The sequence below is a fragment of the Kitasatospora sp. NPDC001095 genome (genome assembly GCF_053598615.1).
In genome coordinates this window covers 1-21529 of record NZ_JBSFKQ010000024.1, presented here as the reverse complement: position 1 = coordinate 21529, position 21529 = coordinate 1, and the positions used below count along the sequence as shown (strand labels likewise).

Below are 21529 nucleotides of genomic sequence, written 5' to 3'. Positions count from 1 at the left end.
AATCGCCACACACAGTCTCGTAGAGTTTGGTCGTGCCTTCTCTGCGTCAACCAGTCGGACCACTGCCGGCCTCGATCTACTGGCGGCGGCGCGTCGTCGTGCTCGTCGCCGTCGCGGCGGTCGTCGCGCTGATCGCGTGGCTGATGATCGATCAGGGCGGAGGGGGTGACGGCGGCTCACAGGGCAAGGCCGCACAGGCCGTTCCGTCCGAGTCCCAGAACCAGACACCGGCCCAGGCCATCACGCCCGGCACCTCCCCGAGCGGCCCCGCGGCGCGCCCGGGCGGCGGCAACGGGGGCGGGCCGGTGGCGGGCGGCGGCGGAACCGAGGTCAACCTCAGCGGTGGCACCGGCGCCGGCGCGGCCAACCCGGCCCCCGGTGGCGGCGCGGCGCCGGCCACGGGCGGCGGCACCGGTGGCGGCGCCGGCGGTACGGGCGGGGCCGCTCCGGCGGTCAACACCCCCGAGATCATGGCGCTGCCGGTCTGCGCCTCCTCCCAGGTGGCGCTGGAGCTGGCCGGCACCCAGAACTCGTACCAGCCGAAGGACAAGCCCCGGCTGGCCCTGACGGTCAAGAACTCCTCCGGCAGCAACTGCCGGGTGGACCTCGGCCGCACCGCCTCCGTGATCACGGTGAGCGGCAGCAGCAACGACCGGGTCTGGTCCTCCGGCGACTGCCCGGCCGACAAGGGCAACATCTGGGTGCAGCTCGGCGCGAACGGCAGCCAGACCGAGACCTTCACCTGGGACCGCAGCCGCAGCAAGCCGCAGTGCGCGACCGCCGACCAGACGCCGCCGCCGGCCGGCACCTACGTGGTGCTCGCGGAGCTCACCGGGGTCGCCGGGGACAAGGTCTCGGCCCGGGCCTCGATCCGACTGGACGGCTGAGCACCGGTCAACTCCCCTCGGAGCCCCCGTCCGCCGCGCGGCCGGGGGCTCCGTCGTGCTCCGTCGTGCCGCGGGGTTGCCGGCAAGGTGGGGTGGGGATGTGCGACGGCCCCCGGGGAGGTGCTCCCCGGGGGCCGTCGCCGTGTTCGTCCGGCGTCAGTAAGGCCGCCCGTGCGGTCAGACGTAGCGTTCCAGGATGGACGATTCGGCAAGGCGGGACAGGCCCTCACGGACCGAACGGGCGCGGGTCTCGCCGACGCCCTCGACGGTCTGCAGGTCGTCGATGCTCGCGGCGAGCAGCTTCTGGAGGCCGCCGAAGTGTTCGACCAGGCGCTCTATGACCGTGTTGGGCAGGCGCGGGATCTTCGCCAGCAGGCGGTAGCCGCGCGGCGAGACCGCGGCGTCCAGCGACTCCGGCGAGCCCGAGTAGCCGAGCGCCTTGGCGACGGTCTGGAGGTCCAGCAGCTCGGCGTGGGTGAGCGCTTCCAGGTCGGCCAGCACCTCGGTGACCGTCCGGCCCTTCTTGGCGGCCCGCTCCGGGAAGTAGTCCCGGGCGACCAGCTCGCGCTCCGGCTCCACGCCCGCGATCAGCTCGTCCAGCTGGAGCGAGAGCAGCCGGCCGTCGATGCCGAGCTCCAGCACGTAGCCGGCGATCTCGGTGGCGATCAGCCGGACCATCTCCAGGCGCTGGGCCACGGCGGTGACGTCGCGGACCGTCACCAGGTCCTCGATCTCCAGGGCGGAGAGCGTGCCGGCCACCTCGTCCAGGCGGAGCTTGTAGCGCTCCAGGGTGGCCAGCGCCTGGTTGGCGCGGGACAGGACGGTGGTGGAGTCCTCCAGCACCCGGCGGGTGCCGTTGACGTACATCGCGATCAGCCGCATCGAGTGCGAGACCGCGACCACCGGGTAGCCGGTCTGCCGGTTGACCCGCTCGGCGGTGCGGTGGCGGGTGCCGGTCTCGTCGGTGGGGATGGTCGAGTCCGGCATCAGGTGCACGCCGGCCCGGACGATCTTGGTGATGTCCTTGTCGAGCACCACCGCGCCGTCGAGCTTGCACAGCTCGCGCAACCGGGTGGCGCTGAACTCGACGTCCAGGACGAAGCCGCCGGTGCACAGGGACTCGACGGTCTTGTCGAAGCCCAGCACGATCAGACCGCCGGTGTTGGCCCGCAGGACCCGCTCCAGGCCGTCACGAAGCGCGGTACCGGGCGCGATGGCGGTGAGGGAGGCCCGCAGCAGGGCCTCCTCGCGGGAGGCCTTGTCCGCCCCCCGGTCGCTGGCTGCCACGTGACTCCTCCGGTCGACCCGTGCCGCGCGCCTCACGCCGTGCGCCGGTCCGCGGTCTGTTGCTCTGTCGCTCAGTACCGCTCGGTACTGCCTTCTGGCCAATGAGACTGGGGAAAGTCTAACTGTGTGTGGCCTCGGCAGGGCTTGGGTCAGCGCAGTTCGTCGGAGTCGAGCGGCTCCCAGCCGTCCATCAGCTCCTCGGGGTACGCCGCCGGACGCTCCGCGCCCCGGGCGGAGCGCGGGGCCGGCGGCGCCGACGGTGCCTCACCGCGCTGTTCGGTGCGCGGCTTGGCGGCGGAGCGGCGGCGGCCCGGGATGGCCCGCAGCGCCTCGCCGATGTCGGCCACCTCGACCACCTTCATGCCCGGCGGGACCTTGCCCGGGTCCGGCGGGACCAGCGCGTGGGTGAAGCCCAGCCGGTGCGCCTCGGCGAGCCGCCGCTGCACCCCCGTCACCCGCCGCACCTCGCCCGCCAGGCCGACCTCGCCGATCGCCACCAGGTTGCTGGGCAGCGGGGTGTCGGTGGAGGAACTGGCCACCGCGAGCGCCACCGCGAGGTCGGCGGAGGGCTCCGTCAGCTTCACCCCGCCGACCGTCGCGGTGTAGATGTCCTGCTTGCCGAGCTTCACCCCGCCGTGCCGCTCGACCACGGCCAGGATCATCGCGATCCGGGGGGACTCCAGGCCCGAGGTGGTGCGGCGCGGGGAGGGGATCTGCGAATCCACCATCAGCGCCTGCACCTCGGCCACCAGCGGGCGCTTGCCCTCCAGGGTGACGGTGAGGCAGGTGCCCGGGACGGGCTTGTCACGCCTGGTCAGGAAGAGGCCGGACGGGTCGGCCAGGCCGACGATGCCCTCGTCGTGCAGCTCGAAGCAGCCCACCTCGTCGGTGGCGCCGTAACGGTTCTTGACCCCGCGGATGAGGCGCAGCCGGGCGTGCCGGTCCCCCTCGAAGCTCAGCACCACGTCCACCAGGTGCTCCAGCAGGCGCGGGCCGGCGATCTGGCCGTCCTTGGTGACGTGGCCGACCAGCAGGGTGGCCATGCCGCGCTCCTTGGACGCCCGGATCAGCGCGCCCGCCACCTCGCGGACCTGGGCCGGGCCGCCGGGGGCGCCGTCCAGCTCGGCGGAGGCGATGGTCTGCACCGAGTCCAGGATCAGCAGGCCGGGGTTGACCGCCTCGATGTGCCCGAGCACCGCGCCGAGATCCTGCTCGGCGGCGAGGTAGAGGTGCTCGGAGAGGGCGTTGATCCGGTCCGCGCGCAGCCGGACCTGGCCGGCCGACTCCTCGCCGGTGACGTAGAGCGTGCGGTGCTGGGCGGTGGCCGCCTTGGCGGCGACGTCCAGCAGCAGGGTGGACTTGCCAACGCCGGGCTCGCCGGCCAGCAGCACCACCGCGCCGGGCACCAGGCCGCCGCCGAGCACCCGGTCCAGCTCCGGCACGCCCGTCGAGCGGGCCGTCGCGACCTGACCGTCCACCTGGGCGATCGGGCGGGCGGGCGCACTGACCGGGCCGGCGGCCGTGGTGCGGATCGGCACCGCGCCGTACTCCTCGACCGTGCCCCAGGCGTTGCACTCCGGGCAGCGGCCGACCCACTTGGGCAGCTGGTTGCCGCACTCGGTGCAGCGGTACGCCGGGCGGGGCTTGGCGGTGGTCTTGGAACGCGGAGGCATGCGGCCCACCGTAGCGCCTGGGTCCGACAGTGCCCGGGCGGACGGCGGCGGGGCCGTCGGCCCGGCTGTTCGGCGGGCTGTCGGCGGGCTGTCGGCGGGCTCGCGGTGCGGGGAACGTGCGTCCGGCCGTGTGTCCGACCGTGGCATCCACACAGATGGGCGATGTTGTTACCCGAAAGAAGTACATACGCCTCGAATGGTCGGGGTCAGCCGGCCGCGTTCTCTACGGTCGGACGGGTGACGACGAGAACTGTTGGGCAGGCCCGGGCGGCGCGGGCCGCATCCGCGCTCGCGGCGTACGACCGGCAGGTGGACGGCCTGTTCACCTACTGCCTCTCGGTGCTCTGCGAGCACGACGCGGCCGCCGACGCCCTGGGCGAGGTCCGCGAGCTGGCGCGGCTGCACGGCGCCCGGCTGGCCGAGCCCGGGCTGCTGCGCGCCTGGCTGTTCTCGCTGGCCCGGTACTGCTGCCTGCGCCGGCTGGCGGGCGGAGGGGCCGGGGCGACCGGGGCGGGCACCGGGCGGGCGGCCGGGGTCGAGGGGGGCCGGGCCGGGGCGGGTGAGGCCGAGGCGGCCCGGCGGCGGCGCGAGCTGGCCTCACTCGCCTGGCCCGAGGCCGCCGGCACCGACCCCGAGCAGCGCGAGGCGCTGGAGCTGTCCGTCCGACACCGGCTGACCCCGCTGGAGGTGGCGGCGGTGCTGGGCCTGCCGTTCGAGCGGACCCGCGCGCTGCTCGCCGGGGCCGAGGCCGAGGTGGCCAGGACCAGGGCGGCGCTGCTGGTGCTCGGCGTGGGCAGCTGCCCGGAGCTGGACCGGCTCGGCGGGGCCGGAGCGGAGTCCTGGCGGGACTGGGTGCTCGGCCCCGCGCTGCGGCGGGAACTGGTGCAGCACGTGGTGGACTGCCCGACCTGCCGGGGGACGGCGGAGCGGGTGGCGGCGAGCCGGGCGGCGGAGGGCTCGGCTGGTGCGGCTGGTTCGGTGCGTGCCGTCGGTTCGGCGGGGCTGGCGGGGCTGACGCTGCTGCGGGCGCCCGCGGTGGCGGGCCGGGAGGTGGCGCTCCGGGAGGTGGCAGGCCGGGTGGCGGAGCCGGGTCCGCGGTTCGACCAGGGCGGCTTCCCCCGGCACCGGGCGCCGGACGCGGGGCGCGGACTGGCGGTGCGGCGGCGGGTGGTGACCACCGGGGTGCTCGCGGCCGTACTGGCGGCACCGGTGATCGCGCTCTGGGCCGGGCACCGGGGCGGTGGCGGGTCGGGGTCGGGAGTCTCGGTGTCGGCGGTGCGGGTGGACGAGGCCGGCCGGGCGGGCGGCCGGCGGCCGCAGCCCACGGTGGACGGCCCGGCGGGGCCGGGTGCGTCCGGCACGCCCGGGACGGAGCTGGCGGGGACCGGGGGCGGGCTGGTCTGGGGCGGTGTCGGCGCGGGCGGTTCCGGCGCGGGCGGTGCAGAAACGTTGCTTCCCGGATTTCAGCGACTCAGTTTCCAGGGCGCGGTGATCCCGGTCCCGGCCCACGGCGCGGCCCCGCTCGGCAGCCCGACCCTGGCCGCCGCACCGGTCCCCTCGGTCGACCGGGCCTCCACGACGGACGCCGGCGGACCGGCCCCGGCCGGGCTGCTCACCGTCGAGGCCGGCGAGTACGGCAGCCGGACTGTCCTCACCCTCACCAACTCCGGTACCACGGAGATCCGTTGGCACGCGGTGACGGACGCCGGCTGGCTCCGGCTCAGCCGCGACTCCGGCACCCTGGCGCCCGGCCAGCGGATCACCGTGATCGTCACCGTGGACGAGGACCAGGCGCCGGCCACCCACTGGACCGCCCGGATCGCGCTGCCGCCCTCGCAGGCCGTGGTCACCCTGGAGGGCGGGCCGCACAGCCGCGGCGGCGCCACCTCCGCCCCGGCCGACCCCTCGCCGTCCTCCACACCGGCGCCGACCGGTTCCGCCACCGCCACCGCCACCGCGACGGCATCGCCCGCCCCCGCACAGACCCCCACGACACCACCCGCCTCGGACGCCTCACCGCATCCGACGGCCACCGCAACCGCCTCCCCGTCGGCCCCGAACTAGGCGGAGCTGTCGCCGGGTCGACTGCGCGAGACGTCGACCCGGCCGACTCCCCCAAAGCCCCGGACCAAGGACGCACGAGAAGTCGGCCCAACCGACTTCTCACGTACGCAACAGAGCCGGCCACCGCTCGAGTTCGTCGACCGGCCGCCGGCTCCCTGGCCGGGGCGCGCGAGAAGTCGGCCCAGCCGACTTCTCGCGCAGGCGGCCGGGCGTCAGACGCGGTGGATCGGGGGGATCTGGTAGGTGCCGTCCAGGACCGGGGGCTCGGGCTGGTAGATGCGGAGGATGGGGCGGAACTCGGCGGGTGGGGTGGGGAGCCAGTTGGCGGCGGCGGTCGGGTCCTCGGGCTGGTCGTGCTGGAGGGTCAGGGTGAGGGAGCCGTCCTCGCCGTGGACCAGGCCGGGGGTGCGGTCGCCGATCGAGTAGCGGTCGATCGGGTTCTCGACCAGGTGGTAGTCCGGGACGGAGTACATCGTGATGGACCAGAACGCCCCGGTCGGGGGCGGCTGGTCGAAGTGCAGGGTGTAGTTGTGGAGGCCGGTGAGGGGCCGGCCGTCGGAGTCGTCGTAGGTCATCGCGTACGAGGCCTCGTACGCGTGGTTGCCCCACAGCCCGGCCCGGGCGGCGGCGGCCCGGCTGAGGTAGGCGGCGCGGCGGTCGGGGATGCGCCACTCGGGGTCGTCCAGGGTGCCGGGGCCCAGGTGGTCGGTGTTGTAGTCGAAGAGGTGGAGCGCGCTGCGCCACTCGCCGGGCGGGTGGTCCTCGGGCGGGCGGCTGGCGTCCTCGACCCGTTCGCGGCCGGCGGCCAGGCCCTTGGCCAGTGCCAGCGTCCACTCGGGGGCGGCGGCCCGGTACGGCGAGGCGCCGTCGTCCAGCAGGCCGAGCGGGGCGAAGCGGCGCTGGTACTCGATGTCGGCGGTGGCGGGTGGGAAGGCCTGCATCCAGACCCGCAGCCGTTCGAAGAAGGCCAGCCGCTCGGGGACTGCCTCGTCCGGCTCGGGCAGTCCGGCGGCCAGGCCGCCGGGTTCCAGCGGCTCCAGTTCCAGGGCGGCCTGGAGGGCCCGGACCCGGGGCAGGTCGTCCGGGCCGGCGCAGGCGAAGCGGCCGACGAGGGTGCCGACGGTGGTCGGCAGCTCGATCACCCGGCTCGGGTCCGGCGGGGTGCCGTGCCAGTCGGGCGGGACGATCAGCCAGGTCTGCGCGTCGGTGCCGGTGGCCCGGCGGCCGAGGTAGGCGACGTTGTCCGTCCAGGCGTCGATGATCTGCAGCACGTAGTAGGCACCCTCGGTGTCCGGGACGCGCAGCACCTGGGGGCCTTCGGAGAGGTCGAGCTGGGCGATCGAGTAGATCGTGTCGTTGTTGACCGAGACGAAGCGGTCGGCCGGACCGGCCAGCCGGGTGGCGTGGCTGATGTGGTTGAACGGCGCCGCCGGCAGGGTGCCCAGGCCACCCCGGGCGAAGCGCTCGACCATGGTGAGGCCGGCGACCAGCGGGTAGCCGTAGACGTACGCGTCTGCGGCAAGGGCCTCCAGCTCGGGCTGGTTCATCGCGGGTCCTTCGTCCGGGGCGGGCACCGGGCCGGGGTGCGGTCGCCGACCGCGGCACGGGCGGCACAGGCGGCATGGGCGCACAACCGGCACAAGCCGTACAGATCGGATGCTAAGGCGGCCCCGGAGGCGCGGCACGTCGGACCGGACGCTGTCCCGCGCCGCCGACCCGACATCTGCCGACCGCTAATCCGGGCGTACGGGCCGGGCGGACGAGGCAGGGTCTTCGCCATGAAGATCCTCCTGCTTGGGGGCTCGTCCTTCCTCGGACGGGCCTACGCTGCCGAGGCCCTCGCCCGGGGCCACCGGGTCACCACCTTCAACCGCGGCCGCAGCGCCGCCGACCTGCCCGGAGTCGAGGCCGTCCGGGGCGACCGCGACAGTGCCGAGGACCTCGCCCGGCTGGTCGACGGCCGCAGCTGGGACGCCGTCGTCGACACCTCCGCCCAACAGCCCGCCCAGGCCGCGCTCAGCGCCCGGCTGCTGCGCGAGCGGGCGGGCCACTACACCTTCGTCTCCTCCGTGCACGCCTTCGCCGACTGGCCCGCCCGGGTGGTCGACGAGGACTCCGCACCGCACCCCTGCCCCGCCGACACCCCGCCCGGCCAACCGCCCGGCAACGCCCTGAAGGCCGGCTGCGAGCGCGCCGTGCTGGCCGGGTTCGGCACCGAGCGCGTGCTGGTGCTGAACAGCGGGCTGCTCGTCGGTCCGTACGAGTGCGGGGGCCGGCTGCCCTGGTGGCTGGAGCGAATGGCCCGCGGCGGGCGGGTGCTCGCGCCGGGGGATCCGCGGCGGACCATGCAGGTGATCGACGTCCGGGACTTCGCCGCCTTCGGGCTGGACCTGCTGACGACCGGGACGGCGGGGCGGTTCGTCACCACGGCACCGCCCGGTCGGCTCCGCTTCGGCGAGTGGCTGGAGACCTGCCGGGAGCTGGCGGGCGCCGCGGACACCGAGCTGGTCTGGGTACCGGACGGGCCGCTGCTCGCCGAGGGGCCGGACCAGGTCAGCGCATGGACCGAACTCCCCCTGTGGGCACCGGATCTGCCCGAGCTGGCGGGCGTCTGGCTGGCCGACACGAGCCGGGCGGAGGCGGCCGGGCTGCGCTGCCGACCGTTCGCCGAGACGGCGCGGGACACCTGGGAGTGGCTGCGGGCGCGCGGGCCGGCCGAGGACACCGACGCCGAGGGGCGCAAGGGGCAACCGGGGGCGGCGGTGCGGCATGGCATCGAACCCGCCAAGGAGCAGCGGCTGTTGGCGGCCTTCGGCTGACGGCGGGCCGCCTCGGAGCGCAGACGCCCCGGGGCGCGGCAGGAGTGGGAGGTCGGCCCAGCTGACTTCCCACTCCCGATGATGCTTCCGAGCAGCGTGGGTAGCGGGCGCCCGCTCCGTGCGTGCGGCGGGCGCCTCCTCAGCGCGTCCGGCGGGCGCCTCCTCAGTGCGTGCGGCGGGTGACCAGTTCGGCGAGCGTCAGCAGCTCGTCCGCCACGGCCGGCTCCGGCACCGCGGCGGCCAGCTGCGCCATCGCCGCGGCCATCCGCTCACAGGACTCGCCCTGCGCCCAGCCGCGCCCGCCGGCCGCCTCGACCGCCGCCGCGCACAGCGCCAACTCCTCGGCGTCCAGCGGGCGTTCGATCGCGTACAGTTCGGCCAGCCGCTTGCCCTCGGCGGTGCCGGAACCCAGCGCCGCGACCACCGGCAGCGACTTCTTCCGGGCGACCAGGTCCGCGCCGACCGGCTTGCCGGTGACCGCGGGATCCCCCCAGATGCCGATCAGGTCGTCGATCAGCTGGAAGGCCAGGCCGATCTCCCGGCCGAAGCCGTCCAGCGCCTGGGCCGCCTCCTCGGAGGCGCCGCCGTACAGGGCGCCCATCGCGCAGGCCGCGCCGAGCAGCGCGCCGGTCTTGGCCTCCGCCATCGCCAGGCACTCGGGCAGCGAGACGTCGTTGCGCCGCTCGAAGGCGCAGTCGATCTGCTGGCCCTCACAGAGCTCGACCACGCAGTCCGCGAGCCGGCGGATCGAGCCGTGGGCGGCCGGGTGGCCGTCCTCGGCGAGCAGGCGCAGCGCGAGGGAGTGCATGGCATCCCCGGCCAGGATGGCCTCGGTGGTGCCGAACACCCGCCAGGCGGTGGGCCGGTGGCGCCGGGTGTCGTCGCGGTCGATGACGTCGTCGTGGAGCAGGGTGAAGTTGTGCACCAGCTCCACCGCGGCGGCCGCGGCGACGGCCTCGTTGGGCTTGCCGCCCAGGGCCTGGGTGGCGGCGAGGACCATGGCCGGCCGGATCGCCTTGCCGGCGGAGGCCTCGGCGGGGGTGCCGTCCGCCTCCCACCAACCGAAGTGGTAGCCGGCCACCTTGCGCATGGTGCCGGGCAGCGAGTCGACGGCGGCCCGCAGGACCGGATCGACCAGGGCGCGGGTCCGGGCGAGGATGTCCGCCGCCTCGTGCCCCTCTTTGTGGTCCCGCTCCAGCGTGGGACTCGTCATGGGTGTTTCCCCCTGTCGGGCGCCTGTCGTGGGACGGCCCGCCGACGGCGGGCCGGGGTTGCGCTGCGGTGCCGGGCGCGGTCACGCACCGCCCATGGCCGCCCTCGGGCGGGGCGAGCCTGGCCGGTGCGCACCGGTGCGCACCCGGGCGGGCGCCGTCCGGCCTGGGCCGATGGGTGGCCCCGCCGGACGGGCGGCCCTGCGGCCGGCCCCGCGAGCCGTCAGTACTGCGCGATGTCCACGTTCTCCAGGACGCCGACCGCGTCCGGCACCAGAATCGCGGCGGAGTAGTAGGCGCTCACCAGGTAGGAAATGATGGCCTTGTCGTCGATTCCCATGAACCGCACCGAAAGGCTCGGCTGGTATTCGTCCGGAATTCCGGTCTGGTGCAGGCCGATGACGCCCTGGTTGTCCTCGCCGATCCGCATCGCGATGATCGAGCTGGTGCCCCCGACGATCGGGATCTTGTTGCACGGGAAGACCGGGACCCCGCGCCAGGACATGACCTGCCGGCCCTCGACCTCGACCGTCCCGGGGTAGAGGCCGCGCTTGTTGAGCTGCCGGCCGAAGGCGGCGATCGCCTTGGGGTGGGCCAGGAACATCCTGGTGCTGCGGCGGCGGCTGAGCAGCTCGTCCATGTCGTCCGGGGTGGGCGGGCCGGAGTGGGTCTGGAACCGCTGGTCGTACGCGGCGTTGCTGAGCAGGCCGAACTCGGGGTTGTTGACGAGCTCGTGCTCCTGGCGCTCGCGCAGGGCCTCGATGGTCAGCCGGAGCTGGTGCTCGGTCTGGTTCATCGGATGGTTGTAGAGGTCGGCGACCCGGGTGTGCACCTTGAGGATGGTCTGCGCGACGCTCAGCTCGTACTCGCGCGGCTTCAGCTCGTAGTCCACGAAGGCGCCGGGCAGCTCGTACTCGCCCTGGTGGCCGGCGGAGAGGTCGATCGCGGCCTCGCCGTGCTTGTTCTGCGCCTGCTGGAAGCCGTTCAGGTACTCGATGATCTGCAGCTGGAGCGCCTCGGAGCGGTCGTGCAGTTCCTGGAAGGCGGGCCAGGACAGCGTCAGCACGGTGCCGGAGGTCGCGGCGCGGACGGTGTACGGCCACTCGCCGCCGTCCTGCCGGACCGCCTCGTCGCCGAGGTGGTCGCCGTCGGCGAGGGTGCCGACCACCGTCTCCTCGCCGTACTTGCCGGTGCCCAGCCGGTCGAGCTTGCCGTGCGCGATCAGGAACACCTCGGCGATCGGCGCCCCGGCCCGGACCAGGACGTCACCCGCGTCGAAGTCCCGCTGCACGAAGCGCGCGGCCAGCTCCTCCAGCACGGCCTCGTCCTGGAAGCCGCGCAGCGCCGGCACCTCGACCAGCGTGGGCGGGACGACCCGCACCTCGGCGCCGGTCTTGACGAAGCTCACCCGACCGCGGCCGACCGAGTGGCGCAGGCGGCGGTTCACCCGGTAGGTGCCGCCGGACACCTGCACCCAGGGCAGCTTCCTGAGCAGCCAGCGCGGACTGATGCCCTGCATCTGCGGCGCGGACTTGGTGGTCGTCGCGAGGTTCCGCGCGCCCGCCGTGCTCAGACTCTGCTGCTGCCGGATCTCCGACCGCGCACCTGGCGCGGGCGCGGGAATACCGGCATTGGTTTCGGTCGACATGAGGGGAGCCCTTCGCATACCCGATGAAGTGTCGCCTTGCACATGCGTGTTGCAGCTTCATGGTGGGCCCATTCGAGGGCAGCTCGCAATCACTCGTTCGAGTGGTTCGGAATGGCCGAACAAATAGTACGAATAGATCACCCGATCGAAATTGTTCGACTATTTATTCGAACATATCGGCGCGCCAGGACCCATCCTCGCGCATCCGCGCCCTCGCCGACGCCACCCCTTGACACGATGCGCGGGTTGACGCGATCCGCGCGTCGACACGGTCCGCGAGCGGCCGCGCGCTGTTCCTGCTGCGGGCCGGAGCTGCAGCGGGCCGGAGCCGCTGCGGACCGTCCCTACAGCGGGCCGTCCCAGTCGAGGGTCGGCTCCAACACCCCCTCCAGGGTGAGCAGCCAGCGCTTCACCTCGATCCCGACCCGGCCGCCGCCGAAGCCGCCGATCCCGTCCACCGCCACCACCCGGTGGCAGGGCACCAGCAGCGGGACCGGGTTGGCGGCCATCATCTGCCCGACCGTGCGGGCAGCCAGTCCGGGCTCCGTGACGCCCTCGAACACCCCACTGCGGGCCGCCAGTTCGCCGTAGGTGATGGTCCGGCCGTACGGCACCTCGCGCCAGAGCGTCTGCAGCACCGCGCGGTGCGGGCCCGAGCTGAGGCTCCAGTCGATCGGCAGGCCCAGCTCGCGGGTGCGGCCCGCCAGGTAGGCGCCGATCCGCCCGGTGACGGCCGCGATCTTCGACTCGTCGGTGCAGGGCGGCACTTCACCCGCGCTCGGCCCGCCGTAACCGGCCGACACCACGCCGAGCGGGGTCACCGCGACGCGCATCGGCCCGCTGGGCAGCGGGGTGGGCACGGTGAGCCAGGACATCGACCAGGACTGCGGCACGCTCGGGCCCCCACTCCCCCGGACCGGCCGCCGGCCACCCCGGCACCCGGGGGGCGTCCCCGCCCCGCGCGCCATCGTACGGCGGGCGGTCGGCGGCCGAAGCGGCTCCGGTCGGAGCGGCTCCGGTCGAAGCTGTCCCTTACTGTCAGAGCTGCCCCTTCAGTCCGCGGGCGTTCGACGCGCACCAGTGCACCAGCTCGGCACGGTCCGGGGTGCGCCCCTCGCACAGCACGGCGAGCTGTTCGTCGGTGATCCGGTCGGGCCCCGGGATCTCCAGCAGGTACGCCAGGTCGGCCAGCACGGTGGCGAGCCGCTGCGCGTCCACGTGGTCCAGGGTGGCCGCGGACCCGTGATGGCTGATGGTGAGCGAGCCGGGCATGATCGACCTCCTCCGTCACCCCCGACTTCCACCGTACGTCCGGGTCGACCGCCCCGCCCGCCGCGGAGGCGCACGTGCGCGGGAGGGGCAGCCGTTCGCGCTCCGGGGCCGGCCGGGCGCGGTGCGCGGTGGGCCGGGGGTGCGCCCCGAAGCCGTCCGAGGGGTTGGTCAGCTGTCCGGGCCCTCCTCCCAGCGGCGGTTCCGCACCGCCGGTACGGTCAACACTACGACCCCGGCCGCCAGTTGCCGGACCGCCCCGAGCAGCAGCACGGCGCAAGCGCCGAACCGGTCCGCCGGCGGACCGGCCGCCGCCGGCCCGAGCGGGCCGAGGGCGAAGGAACCCGGCGCGCCGAAGGCCGCCATCCGGCGGAGTAGCTCCACCGGCACCCGACTTCTGCGTGGTGGTGTCGTAGAGCGTCCCGCAGACCGCCGAGCCGAGCCCGGCCACCAGCGCGCCCACGGCCACCCAGGGCAGCCCCGCCCCCCGCCGCGAGCGCCCCGGAGGGCAGAGCCCCACGCCAGTGCCGCCACGGACGCCACGGACGCCACCGCGAGCGGGCGGCGGGGGCGGCGGTCGCGGGCGGCGGGCAGCGGCAGACGCGGCGGATGGGCGGTGGACGCAGCGGACGGGTCGGCGGACGCGGCGCCAAAACCCGTGGCCCCGGCTGGACTTCGAGGGCGGCACCCACCGACGGGCGGAGCATCACCGCCCGGACGGGGCGGCCTCCGGGCGGAGGACGCCACGACCGCCGTCACGCCGTTACGCAGCCGATGGGCGGCCGTGACACGACCGGCCGAGGACCGCGACACGGCCCTCCTACCGTCGTCCTCGACGCCCCCGGCCGAACCCGCAGAACCGGGCGAAGCGGCCGGAGGGCGTCCGCGACGAGGACGCCCGCGTCCGGCGCCGACGACGGACGTCCCGCGCCACCAGCCCGCCGGGTCCCGCAGACCGCACCGTGGACCGGCGGCCACACGTACCGACCGAAGCAGATGGAGACACCCCGCATGAGCAAGGGCCGTACCCACCACTCCCCCGCCCGCCGCGTCCTGGCCGCCTGTGCCCTGACCGGCGCCGCGCTGCTCGCCACCGTCACCGGCGGGCAGGCCTGGGCCGACGGCGCGCCGAAGCCGACGGCGACGCCCACCCACGCCGTCCCGGGCGTCGACTCCGCGGCGAGGACCGCCATGCCGGTCCCCCCGAAGGCCCAGCCCTCGCCGGCCGTGGCCGGACCTACGGGCGCCGCCACCGCCACCCCGGCTCCGATCGCCCCGAACGGCGCCCGGCCGCAGGTCCGCGAGGTGCCCAAGGGCGCCGCGCAGGCCGGTGACGGCTCCGGCGCCTCCGGCGGTTCCGGCCTGATGCTCGCCGGTGGCGGCGCCGTCGCGGCCGTCGGCGCCGCGGCCCTGGGCTTCGCCGTCCTGCGCCGCCGCTCCGGTGCGCGCGGCTGACACCGGTCCCGAGTCCGCCGGGCACCCCGGCGCCGCTTCCCCGTACCCGGCCAGTCGGGGAAGCGGCGCCGGGGCCGCCCCGGTGGCGGGGACCGCCAGCCACCGACGTGCCAAGGACCACCGCCGGGGCCGCCGACGCGCCCCCGGCCCCGGCCCGGGCCCACTGCGCCGCACCGCCTTCGGCACCGCGGGTCTGCTCTGCCTGGTGCTCGGCGCCTCGCTCGCACTGTCCGGCCGGGAGACCCCGGTCGTACGGATCGAGAGCTCCGGACACGGCGCCGTCACCGACACCCCGGCGGCGGCCGCGGGCACCGTCGGCACCCCGCCCGGGTCAGCACCCGGGAACACGCCCGCCCCGAAGCCGTACCCGGCCTCTCCGCCGACCCGCCTGCTGATCCCCTCCGTCGGAGTCGACGCGCCCGTGACCGGCCTCGGCCTGAACCCCGACGGCACCGTCGAGGTGCCGTCGGCCGACCGGGGCGACGAGGTCGGCTGGTACCGCAACGGCCCCACCCCCGGCGAGACCGGCCCCGCCGTGCTCATCGGGCACTACGACACCGTGCACGGCCCGGCGGTCTTCAAGCAGCTGCCGAAGCTGCGGCCCGGCGAGCTGATCCGGATCCGGCGCGCGGACGGCGGCACCGTGGACTTCAAGGTCCGTACGCTGCTCCAGGCCGCCAAGGACGACTTCCCGACCGCCCAGGTGTACGGCGACACGCCCGCACCCGCGCTCCGGTTGATCACCTGCGGCGGCCGGATCGGCGTCGACGGCCACTGGACGGACAACATCATCGTGCTGGCGGACCCGGCCTGACGGCCGCCCGCGCCACCGTCGCGGAACCACCGGCCGCCGCCCGCGCGACCTACGAACGGGGCGGTGCCGGGGGCGGTGACGAGTGGCGCCGCCGGGGGCGCCGACGGGGGCGGTGACGAGTGGCGCCGCCGGGGGGCGCCGACGGGCGACCGACCGAAGCGCCGCCGCAGAGCAGGAGAGCGCAGGAGAGAGCAGGAGGACGAGCACCGACCGTGGCAGCAACACCACCACCCCGCCGCCGACCCGCCGCCGTTCCGGCGGCCGCCCTGGCCGGCCTGGCCGCCGTCCTCGCCCTCGCCGCCCTGGCCTTCGGCCGGGCCACCCCCGGCGGCCTGCGCGACCAGGGTCCCGGCCAGGTCGTCACGCCGCCGGCGGTGCGCCAACCGCTCTGGCCCGACCTGCCCACCTACCCGCCGCCGGACACGACCGCGGCCGACGTCACCCAGGAACCGCCGCAGCCCGTACCCGACCTGACCGTCCCAGGGCGCGACATCACCGCCGTCGACATCCGCGCCGTCCTCGCCAAGGACCCGAAGGTCGGCGCGGAGGAGCGCCAGGCGCTCGGCTCCTGCACGGGCTGCTCGATCCGCACCCCCGAGTTCCGCGACCTCACCGAGGACGGGCGGCCCGAGCTGCTCGCCGTCGTCACCACCCCCCGTCAGGTCGTGCTGCACGTCTACACCCTCGTCGAGGACCGCCTGCTGCCGATCCTCCAGGTGCCGGTGCTGCCGACGTTCAACGCCGCCACCATCGGCACCGACCTGTGGCTGTACGAGCCGACCAGCGTCGACGCCCGGACCAGCAGCCACTACGCGTGGGACGGCAAGCGGCTCGTCCTGAAGGAACGCCGGGACGAAGGCGTCGGCCTGCTCCCGCCGACCCGCCCGGACAACCGCCTGACGGCCACCCCCACGCCCGACACCGGCCCGGCGGTACGCCCGGTTCCGCAGCCGACGAAACAGGCCGCCCCCGAGGCCGCCGTCCCGTCCCCGCGCGCCGCCCGGCCGACCTCGGCGCCCCTCCCACCCTCCGTCCCGTCCGCGGCCTCCGCGCCGTCCGCGCCGTCCCCGCCCCTCGTGTTCCCGGAGGCCAAGCGATGAGCCCCACCACCACCGCCCCTCCGCACATCCTCCTGGTCGAGGACGACGAGGTGATCCGCGAGGCCACCCGGATGGCCCTGGAGCGCTACGGCTTCCCGGTCACCACGGCCGCCGACGGCCTGGAGGGACTGGAGGCCTTCCACGCCGTCCGGCCCGACCTGCTCCTGCTGGACGTCATGCTGCCGCTGCTCGACGGGGTCGGCCTCTGCCGCCGGATCCGGGAGGAGAGCCAGCTGCCGATCCTGATGATGTCCGCCCGGACCGACCCGGTGGACGTGGTCTCCGGGCTGGAGGCCGGGGCCGACGACTACGTGGTCAAGCCCTTCGAGAGCGCCGTCCTGGTCGCCCGGATCCGTACCGTGCTGCGCCGCGTCCGCGCCGTCCCGGCGGCCGACGCCCTGCCCGGCGCCCTGCCCGGCGCCCCCGTCGCCGATGCCCCCCTCGCGCCCTCGGACACCCCCGGGACGTCGCAGCCGCCGCAGGCGCCGGAGCCCGCCCCTTCCCCGGCCCTCCGCAGCTTCGACGGCCTCCAGGTGGACACCGACAGCATGGAGGTCCGGGTGGACGGCCGCCTCGTCCCGCTCACCCCCACCGAACTGCGGCTGCTGCTGGAGTTCACCGCCGCGCCCGGGATCGTGCTGGAGCGCTCCACCCTGCTCGAACGCGTCTGGGACTACGAGTGGGGCGCCGACAGCCGGGTCGTGGACGTCCACGTGCAGCGGCTGCGCGCCAAGATCGGCTCCGGCCGGATCGAGACCGTCCGCGGCTTCGGCTACAAGCTGCGGCGCCCGGCATGACCCTGCGCCGCCAGATCGCCACCGCCGTCGCCGCCATCGCCGTCCTGGTGGCGGTGGCCGTCGGCCTGCTGGTCCACCAGGCGATGATCCGTCAGCACGTCGACCAGGCGCGCACCTCCGCGCTCGCCGCCCTCGACTCCGCGCTGGACGCCTACGGCCGCGACATCGAGCCGGCCGCCCGCGGCGGCGCCGTGAACGACCCGGCCCTGCCCGAACGGCTGCGCGCCCTCGCCGCCGGCGGCCGGCACGGCTCACTGCTCGCCGGCGACGGCGCCGGCGAGTCGATGTGGGCGGCCGGGCCGGTGCAGACCGGGGTGCTGTCCGTCCGGGTCGACTTCACCCAGGACCGGCAGGCCATCGCCGACCTGGACCGGATCATCCTGCTCACCGTCGTCGCCGCGGTCTTCACCACCGTGCTGGCCGGCGTGCTCGTCGCCGACCGGATCAGCCGCCGACTGCGCACCGCCGCCACCGCCGCCCGGGGCATCGCCGCCGGCGGCACGGACACCCGGATCGGCGAACTCGTCGACGGCAAGGACGAGGTGGCCGACCTCGCCGCCGCCGTCGACCTGATGTCCCGCACCCTGCACCGGCGGTTGGAGGACGAGCAGCGCTTCACCGCGGACGTCGCCCACGAGCTGCGCACCCCGCTCACCGGACTGGTCACCGCCGCCGAACTGCTGCCGCCGGGGCGCCCCACCCAACTCGTGCAGAACCGGGTCCAGGCGCTGCGCGGCCTGGTCGAGGACCTGCTGGAGGTCTCCCGCCTGGACGCGGACGCCGAGTCCCCCGACCTCTCCGCCGTCCCGCTGGAACGCGCGGCGCGCCGCACCGTCTCCCTCACCGGCCTGGACGTCGCCGTCGAGATCACCGCCGACCGGCAGGTCCGCACCGACCTGCGCCGACTGGACCGCATCCTCGGGAACCTGATCCTCAACGCCCACCGCCACGGCGCCGGACCCGTCCACCTGACCGTCGACGGCCTGCGGATCACCGTCCGCGACCACGGCCCCGGCTACCCCGAGGACCTCCTTCGCCACGGCCCGCAACGTTTCCGCACCAACGCCCCCGAACGCGGCCGCGGCCACGGCCTCGGCCTCACCATCGCCGCCGGCCACGCCCGCGTCATCGGCGCCACCCTGACCTTCGCCAACCACCCCGACGGCGGCGCGCTGGCCACCCTCGCCCTCCCCCCGGACTGACCCCACCCACGACGAAAGGGCCGGCCCGACACCCGTCGGACCGGCCCTTCCCACCTGCCGCAGAGCCCCCTGTCGGGTTCGAACCGACGACCCCCGCTTTACAAGAGCGGTGCTCTGGCCAGCTGAGCTAAGGAGGCACGGTGGCCGTCCGCGAGGGATCACGGCGGCACCGGGGGCAGTCTACCGGGCGCGGGGGACGGGATGGGGGGATATCCAGGGGTTGGTGGGATGGGTGGACGTGATGGAACCGATGCCGAAATCGGGTCGGGTGGGGGCTGACAAGCGGCGGAAGCGCAGGTAGCGTCGCCGGGAGTCGGCTCGTGTAGTGGTTCAGACCACTGGTGGGCCGGCGGAGCACGAACCCACCCCCTTTACTCGGATCGTCCGGCACGTTCCTGCCGGTGAAGGAGAGCAACGACCATGGCTTCTGTCACGTACGACAAGGCGACCCGCGTCTACCCCGGGGCGGACAAGCCCTCGGTGGACGCGCTGGACCTGGAGATCGCGGACGGCGAGTTCCTCGTGCTGGTCGGCCCCTCGGGCTGCGGCAAGTCGACCAGCCTGCGCATGCTGGCCGGTCTTGAGGACGTCAACGCCGGTGCGATCCGGATCGGCGACCGGGACGTCACCCACCTGCCGCCGAAGGACCGGGACATCGCCATGGTGTTCCAGAACTACGCGCTCTACCCGCACATGACCGTCGCCGACAACATGGGCTTCGCGCTCAAGATCGCCGGCGTGAACAAGGCGGAGATCCGCACCAAGGTCGAGGAGGCCGCGAAGATCCTCGACCTCACCGAGCTGCTGGACCGCAAGCCGAAGGCGCTCTCCGGTGGCCAGCGCCAGCGCGTCGCGATGGGCCGTGCGATCGTCCGCCAGCCGCAGGTCTTCCTGATGGACGAGCCGCTGTCGAACCTGGATGCCAAGCTCCGCGTCTCGACCCGCACCCAGATCGCCGGTCTGCAGCGCCGCCTGGGCATCACCACGGTGTACGTCACCCACGACCAGACCGAGGCGCTCACCATGGGCGACCGGGTCGCGGTGCTCAAGGACGGTCTGCTCCAGCAGGTCGACACCCCGCGCAACATGTACGACAAGCCCGCCAACCTCTTCGTGGCCGGCTTCATCGGCTCGCCGGCCATGAACCTGGTCAAGGTGCCGCTGGTGGACGGCGGCGTGAAGTTCGGCGGCTCGGTCGTCAACATCTCCCGCGAGAACCTGGCCGGCGCCGGCGCCGACAAGACGGTGACCGTCGGCATCCGTCCCGAGCACTTCGAGATCGTCCCGGCGGGCGGCATCGAGGGCGTCGCGGTGACGGTCAACGTGGTGGAGGAGCTCGGCTCGGACGGCTTCGTCTACGGCACCACCCAGATCGGCGGCGAGGACCACGACCTGGTCGTCCGCGTCCCCGGCCGCCAGATCCCGGCACGCGGCGAGACCATCCACGTCGTGCCGATCGCCAACGAGACCCACGTCTTCTCCACCAGCTCCGGCCTGCGTCTGAGCAGCTGACGCGGACCGCGCGTCACCAAGCGTCACCAGTTTCACGACGTGTCACGACACGTCACGGCACGCCCCGGAGCCCGTCGGACCCTCGCGGTCCGGCGGGCTCCGCCCGTACGCCCCCGCGTCAACACGGCAAGGGGACGAAACCGGACACCGTGTCACTCGATGGTGTAACGGAGGGCGATCCGACCCGTACCCACCGCTACTCTCCTGAGGGTGAAGCAGCTGTTGCGCCGTATCGGCCAGACCGTCGCCCTGACCCTACCGGTCGTCCTGGTGACCACCGGCACCCTCGCCGTGACCCGGGTCCCGTGGGCCCCGCCGACCGGGCTCGACCAGCAGGTCGTGGCGGCGTCCAGCGGCGACGGCGCCGGGATCGGGCGCTCCAACAACGCGGCCGGCGCCGTGGCCAAGGCCGCGGACGGGCTCGCCCCGCAGGAGTCGCTGCGGGTGGCCCTGCTGGACGAGCTGCGCGCCAAGAACCCTTCCGCCGCGCTGGACCTGCTGGAGCGCTCGATGCGCGAGCAGCCCTCGCTGACGCCCTACTGCACCTCGCTGTCCACCGAGTTGGGCAAGGCGGCGGTGCGCAAGTACCAGGGCGACGTCCAGCGGGCGCGCTCCTTCGCCCGTCCGGTCTGCGACGGTTCGTTCGCGGCCGGCGTCGTCGGCTGAGGACGCCGAGCACACCGAGCACGCGAGCACGCGAGCACGCCGAGGACATCGAAGGCCTCAAGGCCTCGAAGTCCCAAGGCCCGGAACCCGAGGCCACCGAGGCGGCGGACGCCCCCGTCCGCCGCCTTATCGTTCAGGCATGAGCGCTGACTCCCGCCCCGCCGCCGACCTCCCGTCCGCCCCGCACCCGCAGCCCCGGCCGACCACGACGCCCGTGACCCAGGCCGTCATCCTGGCCGGCGGCCAGGGCTCCCGGCTGCGCCCCTACACGGACGACCGCCCGAAGCCGCTGGTCGAGATCCCCGGGACGGGCACGCCGATCCTGGGCCACCAGCTGGCCTGGCTGGCCGAGGAGGGCGTCACCGACGTTGTCGTCTCCTGCGGGCACCTCGCCGACGTGCTGGAGGAGTGGCTGGACAAGGCGGACCTGCCGCTGCGGGTGCGCACCGTGGTCGAGGCGGAGCCGCTCGGGCGCGGCGGCGGGCTCAAGTACGCGGCCAAGGCGCTGCCCCGCCCGGACGAGCCCTGGTACGCCACCAACGGCGACATCTGGACCCGCTTCAGCCTGCGCGAGATGGCCGCCTTCCACCACGAGCGGGACGCCGTCGCGACGCTCGCGCTGGCCCGGCCGCGGATCCCCTGGGGCGCCGTGGAGACCGACCAGTTCGGCAACGTGCTGGACTTCATCGAGGCCCCGCCCTCGCCCTTCCTGATCAACGCCGGCCTGTACGTGTTCAGCCCGGAGTTCGCCGAGCTGCTGCCGGACGTGGGCGACCACGAGCGCACCGCCTTCCCCCAACTCGCCCGCGGCAAGCGGCTGGCGGGCTACCAGTTGCCGCAGGGCGTGTACTGGCGGGCGATCGACACCGCCAAGGACCTCACCGAGGCGGCGAAGGAGCTCGCCTCCGGCGCCGGCCGGACCCTCCGCTAGCCCGGACCCCCGCTAGCCCGGACCCTCCGCTAGCCCGGAGCCTCCGGTAGGCCCGGGCCGCCACACCACGCGGCCTCGGAGCCGCGGCACCGCCGCGGCACCGCCCGCGAACGGCGATCGGCCGGGCGCTCCCCCCGCGCGCGCCCCGGCGGAAGCCCGCCCCCGGCCCGCACGGGCCGGGAGGCGCCCCCCGG

Annotated in this window: 19 protein-coding genes and 1 tRNA gene; 11 read left to right on the top strand and 9 right to left on the bottom strand. The window is 74.8% G+C overall.

Annotation, left to right across the window (positions count from 1 at the left end):
* Positions 1-32 precede the first annotated feature (32 nt).
* Positions 33-887: a hypothetical protein gene (locus tag ACWDBB_RS20630; protein ID WP_449790988.1), complete on the top strand. Its 855-nt coding sequence runs from the start codon at positions 33-35 to the stop codon at positions 885-887.
* A 177-nt stretch (positions 888-1064) separates the two neighbouring features.
* Here ACWDBB_RS20630 and disA read toward each other — a convergent pair whose 3' ends face one another.
* Both disA and radA read right to left on the bottom strand, forming a co-directional pair.
* Positions 1065-2123, bottom strand: coding sequence for a DNA integrity scanning diadenylate cyclase DisA (gene disA / locus ACWDBB_RS20625; RefSeq protein WP_270151163.1), 1059 nt, complete (start codon positions 2121-2123; stop codon positions 1065-1067).
* A gap of 200 nt (positions 2124-2323) precedes the next feature.
* On the bottom strand, positions 2324-3847 hold the full coding sequence (gene radA, locus ACWDBB_RS20620) for a DNA repair protein RadA (protein ID WP_392867822.1): 1524 nt from the start codon (positions 3845-3847) through the stop codon (positions 2324-2326).
* A 237-nt stretch (positions 3848-4084) separates the two neighbouring features.
* On the opposite strand from radA, the gene ACWDBB_RS20615 reads away from it, so the two are divergent.
* Positions 4085-5911, top strand: a complete 1827-nt coding sequence (locus tag ACWDBB_RS20615; protein ID WP_449790987.1) for a BACON domain-containing protein — start codon at positions 4085-4087, stop codon at positions 5909-5911.
* Positions 5912-6123: 212 nt separating this feature from the next.
* Here the strand turns inward: ACWDBB_RS20615 and ACWDBB_RS20610 are convergent, their stop codons facing one another.
* Positions 6124-7458, bottom strand: coding sequence for a DUF1254 domain-containing protein (locus tag ACWDBB_RS20610; protein ID WP_449790986.1), 1335 nt, complete (start codon positions 7456-7458; stop codon positions 6124-6126).
* A 231-nt stretch (positions 7459-7689) separates the two neighbouring features.
* Here ACWDBB_RS20610 and ACWDBB_RS20605 point away from each other — a divergent pair, with 231 nt between their 5' ends.
* Positions 7690-8730: an NAD-dependent epimerase/dehydratase family protein gene (locus ACWDBB_RS20605; RefSeq protein ID WP_449790985.1), complete on the top strand. Its 1041-nt coding sequence runs from the start codon at positions 7690-7692 to the stop codon at positions 8728-8730.
* Between the two features lie 163 nt (positions 8731-8893).
* On the opposite strand, the gene ACWDBB_RS20600 is transcribed toward ACWDBB_RS20605, so the two are convergent.
* The 5 genes from ACWDBB_RS20600 to ACWDBB_RS20580 form a co-directional block, all read right to left on the bottom strand.
* Positions 8894-9943 carry a family 2 encapsulin nanocompartment cargo protein polyprenyl transferase gene (locus ACWDBB_RS20600; RefSeq protein ID WP_449790984.1) on the bottom strand — a complete coding sequence of 350 codons (1050 nt, stop codon included), beginning with the start codon at positions 9941-9943 and terminating at the stop codon, positions 8894-8896.
* 221 nt (positions 9944-10164) lie between these two features.
* Complete coding sequence (locus ACWDBB_RS20595; RefSeq protein ID WP_449790983.1) at positions 10165-11589, bottom strand: family 2B encapsulin nanocompartment shell protein; 1425 nt, start codon at positions 11587-11589, stop codon at positions 10165-10167.
* A gap of 344 nt (positions 11590-11933) precedes the next feature.
* The gene (locus ACWDBB_RS20590; RefSeq protein WP_449790982.1) at positions 11934-12482 is read right to left on the bottom strand and encodes a methylated-DNA--[protein]-cysteine S-methyltransferase; all 549 of its coding nucleotides are present in this window, start codon (positions 12480-12482) and stop codon (positions 11934-11936) included.
* A 145-nt stretch (positions 12483-12627) separates the two neighbouring features.
* Positions 12628-12861: a hypothetical protein gene (locus tag ACWDBB_RS20585; RefSeq protein WP_449790981.1), complete on the bottom strand. Its 234-nt coding sequence runs from the start codon at positions 12859-12861 to the stop codon at positions 12628-12630.
* 168 nt (positions 12862-13029) lie between these two features.
* Positions 13030-13242, bottom strand: coding sequence for a hypothetical protein (locus tag ACWDBB_RS20580; RefSeq protein ID WP_449790980.1), 213 nt, complete (start codon positions 13240-13242; stop codon positions 13030-13032).
* A 627-nt stretch (positions 13243-13869) separates the two neighbouring features.
* Here ACWDBB_RS20580 and ACWDBB_RS20575 point away from each other — a divergent pair.
* The 5 genes from ACWDBB_RS20575 (at position 13870) to ACWDBB_RS20555 (ending at position 18226) form a co-directional block, all read left to right on the top strand.
* A complete protein-coding gene (locus ACWDBB_RS20575; RefSeq protein WP_449790979.1) occupies positions 13870-14313 on the top strand; it encodes a sortase-dependent protein in 444 nt (147 codons plus the stop codon).
* Positions 14314-14395: 82 nt separating this feature from the next.
* Positions 14396-15127 carry a class F sortase gene (locus tag ACWDBB_RS20570; RefSeq protein ID WP_449790978.1) on the top strand — a complete coding sequence of 244 codons (732 nt, stop codon included), beginning with the start codon at positions 14396-14398 and terminating at the stop codon, positions 15125-15127.
* A gap of 212 nt (positions 15128-15339) precedes the next feature.
* Positions 15340-16227 carry a hypothetical protein gene (locus tag ACWDBB_RS20565; RefSeq protein WP_449790977.1) on the top strand — a complete coding sequence of 296 codons (888 nt, stop codon included), beginning with the start codon at positions 15340-15342 and terminating at the stop codon, positions 16225-16227.
* Positions 16224-17024 carry a response regulator gene (locus ACWDBB_RS20560; protein WP_449790976.1) on the top strand — a complete coding sequence of 267 codons (801 nt, stop codon included), beginning with the start codon at positions 16224-16226 and terminating at the stop codon, positions 17022-17024. Before ACWDBB_RS20565 ends, ACWDBB_RS20560 begins: the two co-directional genes overlap by 4 nt.
* Positions 17021-18226: a sensor histidine kinase gene (locus ACWDBB_RS20555; protein WP_449790975.1), complete on the top strand. Its 1206-nt coding sequence runs from the start codon at positions 17021-17023 to the stop codon at positions 18224-18226. Before ACWDBB_RS20560 ends, ACWDBB_RS20555 begins: the two co-directional genes overlap by 4 nt.
* A 63-nt stretch (positions 18227-18289) precedes the next feature.
* Here the strand turns inward: ACWDBB_RS20555 and ACWDBB_RS20550 are convergent.
* Positions 18290-18363 (bottom strand) — tRNA-Thr (locus ACWDBB_RS20550).
* A 283-nt stretch (positions 18364-18646) separates the two neighbouring features.
* Between ACWDBB_RS20550 and ACWDBB_RS20545 the strand changes: the two genes are divergently transcribed.
* From ACWDBB_RS20545 to ACWDBB_RS20535, 3 genes are all read left to right on the top strand, one after another.
* On the top strand, positions 18647-19738 hold the full coding sequence (locus tag ACWDBB_RS20545) for an ABC transporter ATP-binding protein (protein WP_449790974.1): 1092 nt from the start codon (positions 18647-18649) through the stop codon (positions 19736-19738).
* A 210-nt stretch (positions 19739-19948) separates the two neighbouring features.
* A complete protein-coding gene (locus ACWDBB_RS20540; protein WP_392867866.1) occupies positions 19949-20404 on the top strand; it encodes a hypothetical protein in 456 nt (151 codons plus the stop codon).
* Between the two features lie 139 nt (positions 20405-20543).
* Positions 20544-21335 carry a nucleotidyltransferase family protein gene (locus tag ACWDBB_RS20535; protein WP_449790973.1) on the top strand — a complete coding sequence of 264 codons (792 nt, stop codon included), beginning with the start codon at positions 20544-20546 and terminating at the stop codon, positions 21333-21335.
* Positions 21336-21529 lie beyond the last annotated feature (194 nt).